This is a genomic window from Pseudomonas frederiksbergensis, from assembly GCF_003732665.1.
Lineage (GTDB): Bacteria > Pseudomonadota > Gammaproteobacteria > Pseudomonadales > Pseudomonadaceae > Aquipseudomonas > Aquipseudomonas frederiksbergensis_G.
The window spans coordinates 43,076-61,481 of sequence record NZ_MOBP01000007.1 but is presented as its reverse complement, the minus strand read 5'-3'; the positions used below and the strand labels follow the sequence as shown (position 1 = coordinate 61,481).

The following is an 18,406-nucleotide window of genomic DNA, read 5'->3' as shown; positions in this document are numbered from 1 at the left end:
TCAGCCACCGCATAACTGAATGCCAGACCACAAAAAAACCCGCCATCCCCTTCAACGGGAATGGCGGGTTTCGTCGTTCCAGCCCTAGCGCATCAAACCGTATCCACCTTCAACGAATGGTCGTTGAGCATGCCGGTGATGATGGTTGCCGTGTCGTGGCCGCCCGCGACTACGCCGCCCGCTCCCGGTGTGACGCCGTAGTGGCTGGCCAGGTTGACGCCGGCCAGGTCGATGGTCTGGGTCGGTGTGGCGCCGGCCATGGCGCTGACATCGATGCTGGTGACCAGGGTGGCGCCGCTGCCGGTGACTTTGAAGTGCAGGTAGTCATCCAGCGAGGCGGTGGTGCCGTTTTCACCTTGCAGCAGTTGCGACAGGTCGAGTTTGTCGGTGCCGGGGGTGAAGTCGGTGACCACATCGTGGCCGCTGTTGCCGGCCAGCCACTGGAAGGTGTCGGCCCCCGGACCGCCGGTCAGGGTGTTGTTGCCCAGGCCGCCGATGAGGATGTCGTCGCCGCCGCCGCCATTGAGCGTGTCGTTGCCCAGGCCGCCGTTGATCACGTTGTTGTTATTGTCTCCGGTCAAGGTGTCGTTGAAGTTGGAACCTACCAGGTTCTCGATTCCGGTGAGGGTGTCGGTGCCGGCGCCCAGGGTGTTTTGCGCGGTGAGCAGGCTCAGGTCGACGGTGACGCCAGCCGTGGCGTGGGCGTAGCTGACGGTGTCGATACCGGTGCCGCCATCGAGCAGGTCGTTGCCCGGCCCGCTGTAGAGCAAGTCGTTGCCGGCGCCGCCGTGCATTTCGTTGTTGCCCGAACCGGCGGTGAGCACGTCGTTGCCGTCGCCGCCGTTGAGGATGTTGTTGCCGGTGCCCGCCACCAACACATCATCGCCGGAGGTGCCGGTGAGGGTGTGGCCGTCCTGATAGCTGATGGTCACGTTCGCTGTGTCGCTGCCGCCATGGCTGTCGTTGGCGGTGTAGGTGCCATGGTAGTCCGGGGTGAGGTCGTGGGCCCCGGCGTAGTTGACGGTCATGGTCAATTGGTAGTTCTCGGCCGCCGTCGGGTTGCTGCCGCTGGTGTTGCTGATGTTGGTGACGTGGATCTGGTAGGTGCCATCGGATGTCGCGGTGATGGTCCCGCCATCGGCGATGCTCACGAACGCGCCGCCATTGAGCGAGTACTCCAGGGTGACGTGACCGGCCGCCAGGTTGTGGTCCAGGTTGAGGGTTTCACCCTGTTTCAGTTTGACGGTGATGAGGTCTTCATCGTTGGCGTTGGCGGTAGTGACGGCACCGAGGTAGCCGCTGATGACCAGCACGGCGGTCATCGCTGCGGTGTTGGCGGCGAACGCGTTACGCACGTCGGCCAGGGCCTGGTTGGCGGCGGTGTTGCCGGTGCCGGCGAAACTGATCGCGCCGGTGCCGGTGAAGTCCGCGCCCTTGGCCGCCCAACCGGTGTTGAACGTGGTCGGCGTTGCCGTCATCGGATCGCCATTGGCGTCGGTGTCGTTGGCCAGCAGCAACTCACCTGGCACCACGATGTTGCTCGACAGCACGTTGGTGATGATGTGGTCATCGGTGGCCACCGGCGGTGCGTTCGGGATCACTTTGACGGTCAGCGTGGAGCTGGCCAGGTCGCCGTCGTTGTCGCTGACGGTGAAGCCGATGTTTTCAGTGATCACCACCGCCGTGGTTTTCTGCGAGGTGTAGGTGTATTCGCCGGTATCGAGGTTGATCACCAGGGTGCCGCTGTTGTTGGTGGCGATGCTGATGCTGTTATCGGCCGTGTTGAAAGTGCCGTGGTTGGTGCCGCCGCTGAACGTCAGCGAACCCTGGTTGCTGTTGCCTTTCGGGTCGTAGGTGTAGGTGGTGCCGTCGACCACGATGGTTTTGATAAAACCGCCATCGGCGCCGAACGAGCCGCCCTCCAGCAGCGTGCCGGTCACCGGCGCGCCCTGCACCGTACCCGAGAGCACCGAGTTGAGTTGGTTGAGGTCGGTCACCACCACCGCGTTGGTGTCGGTGTGGGTGCTGCCGTCATAGGCCAATGGGTTGAGGTTGGCATTGCTGACACCACTGCCCAGACCGATCGCGTAGTTTTTGATGCCGTTGGCGTCGAGGAAGGCCTTCCACGCGACCTCATCCGCCGTACCGGTTTCCTGGCCGGAAGTGGGCTTGCCGTCGGAGAAGAAGTACCCGACATTCTGCGCCCCGGTCAGTTGCCCCGGCGTGCCAAACGCCAGTTTCGCCGCCGCGACCGCCGCGTCGTAGTTGGTGCCACCGCCTGCGGTGAGCGAGGCGATGATCGACTTGGCGGTGGCCACATCGACCCAGACTGTGGTCTTGTCGGTGGCGCTGCTGCTGAAGGTGACGATCTGCACTCGCACGTCGCCGAGGTCATCGTACTTATCGAGCAAGGCGCTGATCGCCTGCTTCGCCAAGGCTATCCGCGACAGGCCTGGCACACCGGAGGCATCGGCCATACTGCCGGAGACATCGATCACCAGGAGCAGGTTGGAATCGATTTCCACTGCGGTGACCGAACGGTCCGACGCCACGGCTTTTGGCACGTCATCGACGATGTTGACCACGATGGTGCTGGTGGTGCTGTTGCCCAGGGCATCGGTGGCTTTGTAGGTGAAACTTTCGCTCAGGGTGTTCGCCCCGTCATTGGCATTCGGCGAGGTTTTTGGCGCCGAAGTCAGGGTGTAGGTGTAGCTGCCGTCCGGGTTGATCAGGATTTGCCCGTAGGTCCCGGTGGCGCTGCCGACCACGCTGTAAGTCAACGGACCGGTGCCGCCGGTGACCGAACCGACCAGCGTGCCGGTAGCGGTTTCGCCGGTGTTGGTCGGGTCGCTGCCGGTGACCGTGCCGGGTGCCAGGTCGAGGCCATCCTTGCTCAGGTCGAGGGCTTTTTCGAAGACCGTCACGTCCTGATCGACCACCGCTTTGAGGCCGCTGTCGTTGACGTTGATGGTGATGGTGGTGGTGCTTTCATCGCCATCGGAATCGCGCACGGTGTAGACGAACGTATCGGTCGCCCCCGCCACGCCCACCGAGTTCGGGTTGCTGTGGTACACGGCATTGCCCGCCGCATCCAGGGTCAGGTAGCCGTAGGTGCCGTTGATGTTGGTGCCCAAGCCGCCCACCGCCGAGGTCGCGGTGTTGCTGCCGGCCCGCACGCCAACCACCGCCCCGCCCGCCGCCGCGCCATCGGCACCGAGCACGTCGTTGCCGAGCACGCTGATGTTGACGGTCGCGCCTTCGGCCACGGTGCCGGTATTGGGCGCTGCGGTTGGCAAGTCATCGACGATGTTGACGTTGATCTGCCCCGACGCGGTGCTGCCGTCGGCGTCCGTGGCTACCACGTTGATGTTCTCGGTGATGCTATTGGCGCCGTTGGCGGTCGGATGGGTTTCGTTATCCACCAGGGTGTAGCTGTAGCTGACTACGCCGGTGGTGGCGTTGTAGCCGGTGATGGTGAACGTGCTGCCCAGTGCCGTGGTCACCGATTGCGGGAAGCCTGCGGCCACGCCGCCGGCGACCACATGAATGCCGCCGACATCGAGGGTTTGCAAACCGTCCAGCGCGGTGACGGTGAAGGTGCCGCTCTGGGTCAGGGCTGGCGTGTTAGGGCTGGTGCCGTCGCTGAGGTTTTTCTCGTAGACAGTCAGCTCGCCGCCATTGACGTTGAGGCCGTTGAGGACAACCGGGTCGTCGTTGTTGTGGATTTGCAGCACCAGGTTGGCGGTGCTGGTGTCGCCGTCCGAGTCGGTGATGGTGTAGGCGAATGTTTCGGTGCCATTGCCGCCGCCGTGCAGGTTTTTGAAGTCTGCATCGTTGGGGTTCAAGGTGTAGGTGTAGGTGCCATTGGCATTGAGCACGAGTGTGCCGTAGGTGCCGGTGAAGGTGCCGGGGGTGACCGGTCCGGCGTTCGGCCCGGTGGCGACCTGGTCCGCGCCCTGAATGTCGTTGGTCAGGACGTTGCCGTTAAGGGTCAACGCGGTTTCCGACGCTGCGCTCGCGTTGCTGTCGTTGACGGCTTTTGGCACGTCATCGACGATCTGCACGACGATGGTGCTGGTGCTGATGTTGCCCAGGGAGTCGGTGGCCTGGTAGGTGAAGCTTTCAGTCAGCGTGTTAGCGCCATCATCGGCGTGGGGCGTGGTGCTCGCAGGCGATGTCAGGGTGTAGGTGTACGTGCCGTTGGGGTTGAGCACAATCTGGCCATAGGCGCCATTGGCGCTGCCCACCAGGGTGTAAGTGATCGCGCCGATGGCCCCGGTGACCGAGCCGACCAGAGTGCCGCTGGCGGTTTCGCCGGTGCTGCTTGGGTCGCTGCCGACGACGGTGCCGGCTGCCAGGTCCTGACCATCCTTCGTCAGATCCAGGGCTTTTTCGTAGACGGTGACGTCGGTGTCGCTGACCGCTTTGATGCAGCTATTCGACACGTCGATGGTGATGGTGGTGGTGCTTTCATCGCCATCGGCATCGCGCACGGTGTAGACGAAGGTATCGGTGGCGCCCGGTGCGTTCACCGCATTGGGCGTGCTGTGATAGACCGCATTGCCGTTGGCATCCAGGGTCAGGTAACCGTAGGTGCCGTTGATCTGAGTGCCCAGGCCGCCGATGGCCGAGGTCGAGGTGTCGCCGCCGGCGCGCACACCGACCACTGCGCCCGTGAGCGCCGGGCCGTCGGCACCGCCGATGTCGTTATCCAGCACGTTGCCCGACACCGTCGCGCCCTCGGCCACCGACGCGCTGTCGGCGTGGGCCGTCGGCAAATCGTCGACGATATTAACGTTGATTTGATTGGTGGCCGTGCTGCCGTCGGTGTCCGTCGCCACCACGTTGAAGTTTTCAGTGATGCTGTTCGCACCGTTGGCGGTTGGGTGGGTTTCAGGATCCACCAGGGTGTAGCTGTAACTGACAACGCCCGTGGTCGCGTTATAACCGGTGACGGTCAGCGTACTGCCCAGCGGTGTGACGATCGATTGCGGGAAACCGGCTGCCACGCCACCGACCACCACATGAATGCCGCCCACATCGAGGGTTTGCAAACCGTCCAGCGCGGTAACGGTGAAGGTGCCGCTCTGGGTCAGCGCTGGCGTATTGGGGCTGGTGCCGTCGCTGAGGTTTTTTTCGTAGACCGTCAACTCGCCGCCCACGACATCGAGGCCGTTGAGGGTCACCGGGTCGTCGTTGTTGTGGATTTGCAGCACCAGGGTCGCGGTGCTGGTATCGCCGTCGGCATCGGTGAGGGTGTAGGTGAAGTTTTCAGTGCCGTTGCCATTGCCGTGCAGGTTTTTGAAGTCGGCGTCGCTGGTGTTCAAGGTGTAGGTGTAGGTGCCGTTGGCGTTGAGGACCAGGGTGCCGTATGTGCCGGTGAAGGTGCCGGGGGTTACAGGTCCGGTTGCCACGCGATCCGCGCCTTGCACGTCGTTGGTCAGTACGTTGCCGTTGAGGGTCAACAGGCTTTCCGAGGCGGTGCCGGCGTTGCTGTCGTTCACGGCTTTTGGCAGGTCGTCGATGACGTTGACGTCCAACGTGGCGTTGGCGGTGGTGCCGTTGTCATCGACCACAGTGACGGCGAACTGCTCAGGCAGATTGTTCGCGCCATTGGCGGTTGGGTGCGCGTCGTTGCCGTTGAGGGTGTAGCTGTAGCTGACGACCCCGGTGGTGGCATCGAAACCGGTGATGGTCAGGGTATTGCCCAAACCGGTCGGGATGGATTGTGGGAAACCAGCGGCCACACCGCCGCTGACAACGGTGATGCCGCCGACAGTGAGGGTTTGCACGCCATCGAGGGCGGTAATGGTGAAGGTGCCGCTTTGGGTCAGTTGGGTGCTGTCGGGCGCGCTGCCGAGGCTGAGGTTTTTCTCGTAGACAGTAAGTTCGCCGCCCTCGACGTTCAGGCCGTTGATGATGACCGGGTCATCGTTGTTGTGGATCTGCAATACAAGGTTGGCGGTGCTGGTGTCGCCATCCGAGTCGGTGATGGTGTAGGTGAAATTCTCGGTGCCGTTGCCGCCGCCGTGCAAGGCTTTGAAATCTGCATCAGTGGTATTGAGCGTGTAGGTGTAGGTCCCGTTGGCATTCAACACCAAGGTGCCGTAGGTGCCGGCGAAGGTGCCGGGGGTTACAGGTCCGGTCGCCACACGATCCGCGCCTTGCACGTCGTTGGTCAGCACGTTGCCGTTCAGTGTCAGCAGGGTTTCAGAAGCTGTGCTCGCATTGCTGTCGTCCACCGCTTTTGGCAGATCGTCGATGACGTTGACGTCCAGGGAGCCGTTGGCCGTGGTGCCGTTGTCGTCGACTACGGTCACCGCAAATTGCTCAGGCAGATTGTTTGCGCCGCCCGCAGTCGGATGCGCATCGTTGCCGTTCAACGTGTAGCTGTAACTGACCACGCCGGTGGTGGCATCGAAACCGGTGATGGTCAGGGTATTGCCCAAACCGGTCGGAATTGATTGTGGGAAACCAGCGGCCACACCGCCGCTGACGACGGTGATGCCGCCGACAGTGAGGGTTTGCACGCCATCGAGGGCGGTGATGGTGAACGTGCCGTTTTGGGTCAACGCCGTGGAATCCGGCGCACTGCCCAAGCTCAGGTTTTTCTCGAAGACGGTGAGTTCGCCGCCCTCGACGTTCAAGCCATTGATGATGACCGGGTCATCGTTGTTGTGAATTTGCAATACAAGGTTGGCGGTGCTGGTGTCGCCATCCGAGTCGGTGATGGTGTAGGTGAAGTTTTCGGTGCCGTTGCCACCGCCGTGCAGGGCTTTGAAATCTGCATCAGTGGTATTGAGCGTGTAGGTGTAGGTCCCGTTGGCATTCAACACCAGAGTGCCGTAAGTCCCGGCGAAAGTGCCGGGGGTTACAGGTCCGGTCGCTACGCGATCCGCGCCTTGTACGTCGTTGGTCAGCACGTTGCCGTTCAGCGTCAGCAGGGTTTCAGACGCAGTGCCAGCGTTGCTGTCGTCCACCGCTTTTGGCACGTCGTCGATGACGTTGACGTCCAGCGAACCGTTGGCCGTGGTGCCGTTGTCATCGACCACGGTCACGGCGAATTGCTCAGGCAAATTGTTCGCGCCGCCAGCAGTTGGATGCGCGTCGTTGCCATTGAGCGTGTAGCTGTAACTGACCACGCCTGTCGTTGCATCGAATCCGGTGATGGTCAGGGTATTGCCCAAACCGGTCGCAATCGATTGTGGGAAACCGGCGGCCACGCCACCGCTGACCACAGTGATACCACCGACGCTCAAGGTCTGCACACCATCCAAAGCCGTGATGGTGAAGGTGCCGTTTTGAGTCAGTTGCGTGCTGTCAGGGGCGCTGCCGAGGCTGAGGTTTTTCTCGTAGACCGTCAGCTCGCCGCCTTCAACGTTCAGGCCATTGATGATCACCGGGTCGTCGTTGTTGTGAATCTGCAAGACGAGGTTGGCGGTGCTGGTGTCGCCGTCCGAATCGGTAATGGTGTAAGTGAAATTCTCGGTGCCATTGCCGCCGCCGTGCAGTGCTTTGAAGTCGGCGTCGCTGGTGTTCAGCGTGTAGGTGTAGGTGCCATTCGCGTTCAGAACGAGTGTGCCGTAGGTCCCGGCGAAAGTACCCGGCGTAACCGGGCCAGTCGCTACGCGGTCGGCGCCTTGCACGTCGTTGGTCAGCACGTTGCCGTTCAGCGTCAGAAGGGTTTCCGAGGCCGTACCTGCGTTGCTGTCGTCCACCGCTTTTGGCACGTCGTCGATCACATTGACGTCCAGCGAACCGTTGGCGGTGGTGCCGTTGTCGTCGACCACCGTCACTGCAAATTGCTCAGGCAAATTGTTCGCGCCGCCAGCGGTTGGGTGCGCGTCGTTGCCATTGAGCGTGTAGCTGTAACTGACCACGCCTGTCGTTGCATCGAACCCTGTGATGGTCAGGGTATTGCCCAAACCGGTCGCAATCGATTGTGGGAAACCGGACGCCACGCCACCGCTAACCACGGTGATGCCGCCCACACTCAAAGTTTGCACGCCATCGAGGGCGGTGATGGTGAAGGTGCCGTTTTGAGTCAGCTGCGTGCTGTCAGGGGCGCTGCCGAGGCTGAGGTTTTTCTCGAAGACGCTGAGTTCGCCGCCTTCAACGTTCAACCCGCCAATCGTCACCGGGTCATCGTTGTTGTGGATTTGCAGCACCAGGTTGGCGGTGCTGGAGTCGCCATCAGCGTCGGTGAGGGTGTAGGCGAACGTTTCCGTGCCATTGCCGCCGCCGTGCAGCGCTTTGAAATCCGCATCGCTGGTATTGAGCGTGTAGGTGTAGGTGCCGTTGGCGTTGAGCACCAAGGTGCCGTAAGTTCCCACGAAGGTGCCGGGAGTGATCGGACCGCTGGTTGGGCCAACGGCCACGCGATCCGCGCCTTGCACATCGTTGGTCAGCACGTTGCCGGTCAGCGTCAGCAGGGTTTCCGACGCGGTGCCGTTGTTGTCATCGATAGCCTTGGGCACGTCGTCGGTGATGTTGATGTCCAGTGAACCGGTGGCCGTGTCGCCATTGGTATCACCCGCGACCACGGTGAATTGTTCGCTGAGATTGTTGGCGCCATCGCCGGCCGAATGGGTGTCGTTGCCGTTGAGGGTGTAGCTGTAACTCACCACGCCAGTGGCCGGGTTGTAGCCGGTGATGGTCAGGGTGTTGCCGAGTTGGGTGGTGATCGATTGCGGGAAGCCCGAGGCCGCGCCGCCGCTGATCACGTTGATGCCGCCGATGTTGAGACTCAGCAGGCCATCGGGCGCGGTCACGGTGAAGGTGCCGCTTTGCGTCAGGGCCGCTGGATTGGCCGCCGAGCCGTCGGGCAGATTGGCTTCGTTGAGGGTCAGCTCACCGCCAGCGGTGTCGAGGCCGCCGAGGGTGACGATGTTATTCACCGGTGGCACGACCACGGTGTTGTCGTTCTGCTGCACGTCGGCGTTGTGCCGTTCTTCAGGAATTTCGGGAATGCCGCCGAAACCGGCAGTCGGGAATCCGATGGTCGGATCGACCCGCCCGCCCACTTCTTCCAGCAGCACGAAATTGTGACCGCCACCCAGGGCACCACCAGGGGCACCTGTCGCCTGCGGGCCCGCTGCAGTGGCTTCACCGGTTTGGGTCGGGTCGGCGCCGGCCGCGATGGCTTGCTGGAGTTTTTGTACGTCGGTCAACTGAGCTTCAGTCGGCGTCACCGCTTCAGGCGTGTCCACGTGGGGCGCCTGATGCGCGAGCAGTTGCGAGGTCATTTGCAGGCTACTGCCACGCCCCAGGGTCAGTTCCTGGCCATTTTGCAGATGCACCGCCACCGCGCCTTCTTCCCCGGTGACCAGTTGATCGCCGGCAAACAACCGGTCGCCTTCGACCAACACGCGTCGAGTACCGTCGGCCGCGACCGCGAACACCTGACCAATAACCTTACTGACGATTCCGATGAGCGTAGCCATGTGCATCTCCTCGCTGCCAACCGCTGTCGGCACCTGGTTGTGCGAAGAACATGCTTATGGCGAAAGCGGGCTTGCCTGGCGGATCGTCTACCGGAATGCGTTTTACCGAAGTAAAGCGCATTCCTGGCGACGTTCTCGCCAAGCGTGTCGTTCGCGGGCCATTTGTCCGGCTCGGCATAAAACCCTCTGCAATCAATGGCATCGGGTTCCACTTGAGGAACAACCTCCCTGCGAGCGATGCGTAACGGTTCTGAAGCACCAGAGCGACAAAAAACTGTCGCTCTAAAACCGTCCCACTTCCCTCCCCTCCAGCACTTCTCCGCCCTATGTCGCTAAGTGGATGGAACTTTCCTAAAAACCCTCAGGAGCTCCCTAAGGCTCACAAATCAAGGGCTTTCGGATTGAACAATGTGCTGGATTTTTCAGAGCGCATAAGTTTTTTTTGACATAAGCCTTATGAGAAATAGTTCTTAGGTTTTCCCCAGAATGTTCTTAGCTCTGTTGTTACAAGAGTGAAACGGTTTTACCTATAAATAGCGTCAAACATTTGACGACAAGTAAGCACCATCAGGAACCCAGGGAGAAGTACCCATGCGCCTTTTAACCCCCCTCTGCAGCGCGGTTTTGCTGGCCATGGCCTGCACTTCTCAGGCTCAGGCCATGTCGTTGACCGACGCGATCCAAAGCACCATCGCAACACACCCGGAACTTGCATCGCGCGTGGACGCGCGCCTTTCAGCGGATGAACAGGTGAAAGTCGCCAAAGGGGGCTTCTATCCATCGGTAGATTTGAACGCTGCTTACGGGCGCGGCTACAGCGATAACACCAACACCCGGGCTTTCGGTAATCACCACACCGAAATCCTCAACTACACCCAGTCGGAACTGCGTCTGCGGCAGATGCTGTTCGACGGCTTCAATACCGCGAATGAGGTCGAACGCACCAAAGGCGTGTCCAACTCCCGGGCCTATTACGCCCAGGGCACCGCCCAGGATCTGGCCCTGCGCACCATCGAGGTCTACCTCGAAGTGCTCAAGCGCCGTGAACTGGTGACGCTGGCCAAGAACAACCTGCAAGCGCACATGCGGGTCAACGATCAGATTGGTCTGCGCACCCAGCGCGGTGTCGGCAGCAACGCCGACTCCGATCAGTCCACCGCTCGCCGGGCACTGGCGCAGAACAACCTGGACACCGCCGAAGTGGATCTGGCTGACGCCGAGTCGAACTTCTACAGCGTTGTCGGGCGTATCCCCGATGAACTGGAAACCCCGGCATCGACCCGCGGCGAATTGCCCACCAGCCTACCGGAAGCCCAGCAGAGCATGGTGGAAAACAACCCGTACCTGAAATCCGCCCAGGCCGACGTGCAATCGGCCGAGAGCCAGTACGAAGTCGCCAAGTCGCCGTTCTACCCTCGCTTCGACGCCGAAGCCGCAGTGGGTGCGAACAACAACGTGCAGGGCGATGAAGGCCACGACAACGAATGGCGCGTGGGCGTGATCATGAACTACAACCTGTTCCGCGGCGGCAGCGACAAGGCGCGCCTGGCCTCCGATGCGCATCAGATCAACCAGGCCATGGACATCCGCAACAACGCCCTGCGCCAGCTCAACGAAAACATTCACCTGGCCTGGAACGCCATGGTCAATGCCAAGAAACAAACCCCGACGGCGCGTGAATACGCGGAAACCACCAAACGCGTGCGCGCGGCCTACCAGGATCAGTTCGGCCTCGGCCAACGGACCCTGCTCGACTTGCTCGACAGCGAAAACGAGCTCTACAACGCCAACCGCCGCTACACCGAAGTGCGCTACACCGAGGAATACTCGATGTACCGCGTGCTGGCGAACATGGGTGAGTTGCTGAGCAAACAACGGGTGGTGCTGCCTGCTGACGCGATCGCTTCCTCGGAAGTGAAAAACGAAGCCCGTTTGCCTGAACTGAAATAAACCCCGCGTAGGAGCTGCCGCAGGCTGCGATCTTTTGATTTTGATTTTTTTAAGATCAAAAGATCGCAGCCTTCGGCAGCTCCTACGCAGGGAGGTGTGTTGTTACCTATGCCAACAGGAGCGATCAATTTGACCAGCATGGAACCCGGCAATACTGGGGTCGATCCGCGCCTGAGCTTCGATGACCCGCTTCTGGACGGTCTGCTGATCCTCTGCAAACTCCACGGCGCGGCGGTCAGCCGCGCCAGCCTGAGTGCCGGCCTGCCCCTGAACAAGCAACGCATGAGCCTGGACCTGCTGCCCCGCGCAGCCGCCCGGGCGGGTTTGCAGGCACGTTTGCTGCGTCGGGAGCTGGCGGATATTTCCGCGCTCAACCTGCCGGTCCTGCTGATCCTCAACGACGGCCGCACCGCCGTGCTCCGGCGTTTTGGCGATGACGGTCAGTTACTGATCCTGCCCAGCGAAGCCGAGGGTGGGGAACAATGGGTCAGCCGTGAAGAGCTGACCGCCAATTACAGTGGCCAGGCGCTATTCGCCCGGCCGCGCCATGAACTGGAAGACCTGCGCTCCCCCCTCGTGCCGCGGGTCGAAGCGTGGTTTCGCGACACGCTGAAGCTGTCGAAATGGCTATACAGCGACGCGATCCTCGCCAGTTTCCTGATCAACCTGCTGGGGCTGATGGTGCCCCTGTTCGTGATGCAGACCTACGACCGGGTGGTGCCGAACCAGGCCGTTTCGACCCTGTGGGTATTGGCCATCGGCCTGCTGATCGGCACCGGTTTCGAACTGGTGCTGCGGGTGGTCCGCGCGCATTTGCTCGACACCGCCGGCAAGAAAACCGACGTGATCCTGTCCGCGACCCTGTTCGAACGCATCACCGGCATGGCGATGAAAGCCCGGCCGGCGACCATTGGCGGTTTCGCCCAAAGCATCCACGACTTCCAGGGCCTGCGGGAATTTCTCACCGCCGTGACCCTGACCAGCCTGATCGACCTGCCGTTCGCCGTGTTGATGCTGGTGGTGATCGGTTTGCTCGGCGGCTGGCTGGTGGTGATTCCGCTGCTGGCGTTCCCGATCACGATCATTTTCGCGATGGTGATCCAGGTACGTTTGCGCGACACCGTGCAAAAAAGTCTTAGCCTCGGTGCCGAACGCCAGGCGCTGCTGATCGAAACCCTCGGCGGCCTGGAAACCCTGAAAGCGTGCAGCGCCGAAAGCGAGCGCCAGCACAAATGGGAAAGCACCCACGGCGCCCTCACCCGCCTCGACAGCCATGCGCGCAACCTCTCGGCGCTGGCGACCAACGGCACGCTGTTCATCCAGCAATTCTCCGGCATGGCGACCATTGTTGCCGGGGTCTACAGCATCATCGCCGGCAACCTCAGCGTCGGCGCGCTGGTGGCGACCTACATGCTCGGCAGCCGGGTGCTCGCACCGCTGGGCCAGATCGCCGGTTTGATCACCCGCTACCAACAAGCGCAACTGACCATGCGCAGCACCGATGCGCTGATGTCATTGCCCCAGGAACGTGACCCCAAACAACGGCCGCTGGAACGCACACAACTGCAAGGGGCGATGGACGTCAGCGGCGTGACCTTCCACTACAACGGCCAGAACGCTCCGGCGCTGTCGAACATCAGTTTCAGTGTCAAACCCGGTGAACGCATCGGCATCATCGGCCGCAGCGGTTCGGGCAAAAGTACCCTCGCCCGTTTGGTCATGGGCTTCTACGCCCCGGAAGAAGGCCAGTTGCTGCTCGATGGCCTGGACCTGCGGCAACTGGACGTCGCCGACCTGCGGCAACAGATCGGCTACGTCGCCCATGACTTGCCGCTGCTGGCCGGCAGCCTGCGCGACAACCTGACCCTCGGCGCCCGTTACGTCAGCGACTCACGGATGCTCGAAGTCGCGGAATTGACCGGCGTCACCGATCTTGCGCGCCAACATCCGCAAGGCTTCGACCGCCCCGTGGGTGAACGCGGGCAACTGCTCTCTGGTGGCCAGCGTCAGGCAGTGTTGCTGGCCCGGGCCTTGTTGCTGGACCCGCCGATCATGTTGCTCGACGAACCCACCAGCGCCATGGACAACAGCAGCGAAGACGTCCTGCGGCAAAAACTTCATAGCTGGGTCCAGGGCAAAACCCTGCTGCTGGTCACCCACCGTACCTCGATGCTGAGCCTGGTGGATCGACTGGTGGTGCTGGACAACGGACGGATCGTCGCCGACGGTCCGAAAGAAGCGGTCATCGATGCACTGCGCAAGGGCCGTGTCGGCTCTGCGGCCGTCTAGGAGTTGCCCATGGCTCGCTCATCGTCCGATGTTTCAAAGGATCGCGGCTACTTCGGCAGCTTCAGCAAAAGTGCGGAAAGCGAATACATGCCGGAAACCGCCGGCGCTGCGTTGCAGGATTCTCCGCGCCTGTCGCGAATCACCGTTTGGCTGGCGGCGGGGTTGCTTATTTCGGCGCTGGTCTGGGCCAAGTTCGCGGTGTTGCAGGAAGTCACCATGGGCGAAGGCAAGGCGATTCCGTCGAGCAAGGTCCAGGTGATCCAGAACCTGGAGGGCGGCATCGTCTCCGAGATTTTCGTGCGTGAAGGGCAAATGGTGAACAAGGGCGACACCCTGCTGCGCCTGGACGACACGCGGTTTCTGTCGAACAAGGGTGAGAGCGAGGCGGATCGTTACTCGTTGACCGCGAAGGTCGAGCGTTTGTCCGCCGAGGCCGAGGGGCGGCCGTTCAAGCTCTCGGATGAAGTGATCGCCAAGGCGCCGCAAGTGGCCGAGGACGAACGCTCGCTGTATGAACAACGGCAACGGCGACTGGCCAGTGAACAACGCACGTTGAGTGAACAACTTCGGCAAAAAACCCAGGAACTGGCGGAATTCCGCTCGAAACAGGGGCAATTCAGTTCCAGCCTGGCGTTGCTGCAACAAGAGATGAACATGTCCGCGCCGCTGGTGGGCACCGGGGCGGTGTCGCCGGTGGAAATCCTCCGTTTGAAACGTAGCGCGGTGGAGATTCGTGGTTCGCTGAATGCCACGACCCTGGCCATTCCCCGAGCGGAATCGGCGATCAACGAAATCAAAAGCAAGATTGACGAATCGGAACAATCCTTCCGCTCCGACGCGGCCAAGGAGTTGAATGAAAAACGCACCGACCTGTCGAAAATCACCGCGTCCAGCATCGCCATTGACGACCGCGTGACCCGCACCACGGTGGTGTCGCCGGTGCACGGGATCATCAAGGTGTTGAAGGTCAACACCATCGGCGGCGTGGTCCAGCCGGGCAGCGACATGGTGGAAATCGTGCCGCTGGAAGACAACCTGCTGATCGAAGCCAAAGTCCGGCCACAGGACGTAGCGTTCCTGCACCCCGGCCAGAAAGCCATGGTCAAGTTCAGTGCCTATGACTACACGATCTATGGTGGGCTGAGTGCCAAGCTGGAGTTGATCGGGGCCGACACTATTACTGATGACAAGGGCAACAGCTTTTACCTGATTCAGGTGCGGACCGATAAAAACCACTTGGGCGGGGATGTGAAACCGTTGCTGATCATTCCGGGGATGGTGGCGACGGTGGACATTATTACCGGGGAGAAAAGTGTGCTGGATTACCTGCTCAAACCCGTGCTCAAGGCGCGGACTGAGGCGATGCGCGAACGCTAGTTTTGGCTGAGATTTTTGGTGATTGTTCTACCGCTTTCGCGAGCAAGCCCGCTCCCACACTGGAATGCATTCCCCCTGTGGGAGCGGGCTTGCTCGCGAAGAGGCCCTAACTGGCAACGACTATTTCAGCCCATGATTACGCTGAAAAACCTCCTCCCCCATCGCCGCAATCTGCCCCTCGATCAACGCCTCGAACGGTTTCAACAGCGGTTCGAACGATGTGGGCGCTTCGAGCGTTTGCAACGCCTGCACAATCGCCTCCACCGTTGACAATGCCCCCGGCCCCGGTGCCTTGCGCAACCGATACCGCGACACGCCGCCGTCAGCCAACGTCACCCGAGGCAACGCCGCCAGCAACGGATTGAGGTGCAGCATCTTGCGTGCCTTGCGCCAGGTGCCGTCCGGCACTACCAGCAGCAGCGGCTCATCGGACGCGCTGTAAGCCTGCAACGACTGCGCCTCGTCGGCCGGAAACAACAGTCGCGCCTGATAACCCGGTTGGTTCAACAGCGCCGGCAAATCCTCAAACACCTCGCCCACGATCAACTCGGCATTCTTCAATCCCAACGCGGCCAGCCGCGCCGTGTTCAGCGCATGGTTCACTTCGCTGGGATGCTGCAACAGCAACACTCGGGTGCGGCTGTCGAGGCTCGGGATCAGTGGGCACAGGCAATGGGTTTGCGGGCGCAGGCAGCGGGGGCATTGGATTCTGGACATGTTCTCAGGCCTGGTTGAGCTGTGCTTTGAGCAAATCACGGAAAGTCTGGATCAGCGGTTCACGACTGCGGCCACGACGCACGATCATCGAGAATGGTGCCTGATAACCGAAAGTCGCCGGCAGCAACACCCGCAGATCGCCCTTGTCGGCCCAGGCCTGGGCGTAGTGCTCCGGCAGGTAGCCGATGTAGGCGCCGGACAGCACCAGAATCAGCTGCGCTTCCATACTTTCCACGGTGGCGGCGCTGTGTTTGAAACCGTGACGCGCCAATTCCGCCTGGCTCCAGTAGCCGCGACCGACCATGCGTTGCTGAGTAATGACTTGCTCGGGAATGCGCCGTTCGGTGAACAGCGGATGGCGGCTGCTGCAATACAGCCAGTGCTGTTCGCGGTACAGCGGCATGTACACCAGCCCGCTCATGCGCGTGGAGAACGCGCCGATGGCAAGGTCGAGGCGGTTGTCCTGCACGCCGAGTTGCAGTTCGTAGGGGCTCATCACCGACAAATGCAAATGCACCGCCGGGTGCTCCTGGCTGTAGGCGCCGATGGCTTCGGCGAAGGGCAAGGCTTTGTCGCTGACGGTGGAGTCAATGACCCCGAGGTTCAAGGTGCCGCGCAACTCGCCCTTCAGCGCCGCTGCGTATTGTTCGAACCCTTCCAGTTCAGCCAATAGCCGCAGGGTTTCCTGATGGAACAACTCGCCCTTGCTGGTCAGGCTGAACCCGCCACGACCGCGATGGCACAGCACCAGGCCGAGCGCCGCTTCGAGCTGGCTCATGTAGGTGCTGATCGCCGAGGTCGAGAGGTTGAGCTCTTGCTGGGCGTTGGCGAACCCCTGATGGCGCACCACGCTGACGAAAATGCGCAATAGTTTCAGGTCGGGTAAAGCGTTGGCCATTGGGTTCTCCGATCACAAGGATGCGCGCGGTGCTTCTGTGAAAACACAATCCCTGTGGGAGCGGGCTTGCTCGCGAAAGCGGTGTGTCAGGCAACATTAATATCGACTGATACGACGCTTTCGCGAGCAAGCCCGCTCCCACAGGGATTGCAGATGGCAGGAAGTCTATCGTCGTCCTCGCCATTAGTTTAGAAAAATCTGAACTAAGTATTTGCCCGTAGCGATTCTTCCCCGCCACTACATTTCGCATGATCGGCCCACAGCGGTGCCCGTCTCTCCCGTGAACGGCGCGCCGACATAAATAAAACAACGACGATGAGGCCTTACCCGTGGACAAGATTCTTCACCAACCACTGGGCGGCAACGAAATGCCGCGCTTCGGCGGCATCGCCACCATGATGCGACTCCCCCACTTGACCACCGCTGCCGGCCTGGACGCTGCCTTCATTGGCGTGCCGCTGGACATCGGCACCTCCCTGCGCCCCGGCACCCGCTTCGGACCTCGCGAAATCCGCGCTGAATCGGTAATGATCCGCCCGTACAACATGGCCACCGGCGCTGCACCGTTCGATTCGCTGTCGGTTGCCGACATCGGCGACGTGGCGATCAACACGTTCAACCTGCTCGACGCCGTGCGGATCATCGAAGAGTCGTACCACGACATCCTCGAACACGACGTGATCCCCCTGACCCTGGGCGGCGACCACACCATCACCCTGCCGATCCTGCGTGCCATTCATAAAAAGCACGGCAAGGTCGGCCTGGTGCACATCGACGCCCACGCCGATGTGAACGATCACATGTTTGGCGAGAAAATCGCCCACGGCACCACCTTCCGTCGCGCCGTCGAAGAAGGTCTTCTGGACCCGGACCGCGTCGTGCAGATTGGCCTGCGCGCCCAGGGCTACACCGCCGAAGACTTCAACTGGAGCCGTAAACAAGGCTTCCGTGTGGTCCAGGCCGAAGAGTGCTGGCACAAATCCCTGGCACCGCTGATGGCCGAAGTTCGCGAGAAAGTCGGTGGCGGTCCGGTGTACCTGAGTTTCGACATCGACGGCATCGACCCGGCCTGGGCGCCTGGCACCGGCACCCCGGAAATCGGTGGTCTGACGACCATTCAGGCGATTGAAATCGTGCGAGGCTGCCAAGGCCTCGACCTGGTCGGCTGCGATCTGGTAGAAGTCTCGCCCGCTTATGACACCACCGGTAATACCTCGCTGCTGGCCGCCAACCTGCTGTACGAAATGCTCTGCGTACTGCCGGGCGTGGCGCACCGCTGAGGAGTGGTCATGAACGAACGCGATCAGGTTTTGAAAGCCGCCGCCGATCTGGTGAGCGCTTTTGCCCGTAATGATCGCGAAGCCTACTTCGGCGCCTTCAGCGCCGATGCCAGCTTCGTGTTCTACACCCTCGAACAGCCGCTGCTGTCGCGCGATGCCTATCAGGCGTTGTGGGACACCTGGCGTGCCGAGGATGGCTTCGAAGTGCTGTCGTGCACTTCAAGCAACGCCTTCGTCAGCCTGCAGGGTGACGTGGCGATTTTCATCCATGACGTGGCCACCGAGCTGCGCATGCAAGGGGAGCAACACTTCAGCCAGGAGCGCGAGACCATCGTCTTTCGCAAAGAACAACAAGGCCTATGGCTGGCCTGTCACGAACATTTGTCCGCAATGCCGGAAGGGCTGCCACCCCCTTAGCCAAACAGGTGACGCTCACACACGATGAGCGCGCC

8 protein-coding genes are annotated in these 18,406 nt (G+C 61.5%); 5 read left to right on the top strand and 3 right to left on the bottom strand.

The genetic code is table 11. From position 1 onward, the window contains the following. Positions 1 to 92: 92 nt before the first annotated feature. Positions 93 to 9,443 carry a retention module-containing protein gene (locus BK665_RS14070; protein ID WP_123406424.1) on the bottom strand — a complete coding sequence of 3,117 codons (9,351 nt, stop codon included), beginning with the start codon at positions 9,441 to 9,443 and terminating at the stop codon, positions 93 to 95. A 591-nt stretch (positions 9,444 to 10,034) separates the two neighbouring features. On the opposite strand from BK665_RS14070, the gene BK665_RS14060 reads away from it, so the two are divergent. The 3 genes from BK665_RS14060 to BK665_RS14050 all read left to right on the top strand — a co-directional run bounded on the left by BK665_RS14060 (position 10,035) and on the right by BK665_RS14050 (position 15,059). Further along, positions 10,035 to 11,393, top strand: a complete 1,359-nt coding sequence (locus BK665_RS14060; protein ID WP_123406420.1) for a TolC family outer membrane protein — start codon at positions 10,035 to 10,037, stop codon at positions 11,391 to 11,393. 129 nt (positions 11,394 to 11,522) lie between these two features. Then, positions 11,523 to 13,682 carry a type I secretion system permease/ATPase gene (locus BK665_RS14055; protein ID WP_123406418.1) on the top strand — a complete coding sequence of 720 codons (2,160 nt, stop codon included), beginning with the start codon at positions 11,523 to 11,525 and terminating at the stop codon, positions 13,680 to 13,682. Positions 13,683 to 13,691: 9 nt separating this feature from the next. Next, positions 13,692 to 15,059, top strand: coding sequence for an HlyD family type I secretion periplasmic adaptor subunit (locus BK665_RS14050; RefSeq protein ID WP_123406416.1), 1,368 nt, complete (start codon positions 13,692 to 13,694; stop codon positions 15,057 to 15,059). Between the two features lie 120 nt (positions 15,060 to 15,179). Here the strand turns inward: BK665_RS14050 and BK665_RS14045 are convergent, their stop codons facing one another. Both BK665_RS14045 and BK665_RS14040 read right to left on the bottom strand, forming a co-directional pair. Further along, entirely contained in the window at positions 15,180 to 15,776 is a 597-nt protein-coding gene (locus BK665_RS14045) for a tRNA-uridine aminocarboxypropyltransferase (protein ID WP_123406415.1), read from the bottom strand. Positions 15,777 to 15,780: 4 nt separating this feature from the next. Then, positions 15,781 to 16,674, bottom strand: coding sequence for a LysR family transcriptional regulator (locus BK665_RS14040; RefSeq protein WP_008013540.1), 894 nt, complete (start codon positions 16,672 to 16,674; stop codon positions 15,781 to 15,783). Between the two features lie 329 nt (positions 16,675 to 17,003). Here BK665_RS14040 and speB point away from each other — a divergent pair, with 329 nt between their 5' ends. Further along, the gene (gene speB / locus BK665_RS14030; protein WP_123406413.1) at positions 17,004 to 17,954 is read left to right on the top strand and encodes an agmatinase; all 951 of its coding nucleotides are present in this window, start codon (positions 17,004 to 17,006) and stop codon (positions 17,952 to 17,954) included. A gap of 9 nt (positions 17,955 to 17,963) precedes the next feature. Beyond that, positions 17,964 to 18,371, top strand: coding sequence for a YybH family protein (locus BK665_RS14025; RefSeq protein ID WP_123406411.1), 408 nt, complete (start codon positions 17,964 to 17,966; stop codon positions 18,369 to 18,371). Positions 18,372 to 18,406: the final 35 nt, after the last annotated feature.

Bases quoted from the DNA above. Each gene is read 5' to 3' on its own strand.
- BK665_RS14070 (WP_123406424.1), bottom strand. From the start codon at position 9,443: ATGGCTACGCTCATCGGAATCGTCAGTAAGGTTATTGGTCAGGTGTTC.
- BK665_RS14045 (WP_123406415.1), bottom strand. From the start codon at position 15,776: ATGTCCAGAATCCAATGCCCCCGCTGCCTGCGCCCGCAAACCCATTGC.
- BK665_RS14060 (WP_123406420.1), top strand. From the start codon at position 10,035: ATGCGCCTTTTAACCCCCCTCTGCAGCGCGGTTTTGCTGGCCATGGCC.
- BK665_RS14025 (WP_123406411.1), top strand. From the start codon at position 17,964: ATGAACGAACGCGATCAGGTTTTGAAAGCCGCCGCCGATCTGGTGAGC.
- BK665_RS14050 (WP_123406416.1), top strand. From the start codon at position 13,692: ATGGCTCGCTCATCGTCCGATGTTTCAAAGGATCGCGGCTACTTCGGC.
- BK665_RS14040 (WP_008013540.1), bottom strand. From the start codon at position 16,674: ATGGCCAACGCTTTACCCGACCTGAAACTATTGCGCATTTTCGTCAGC.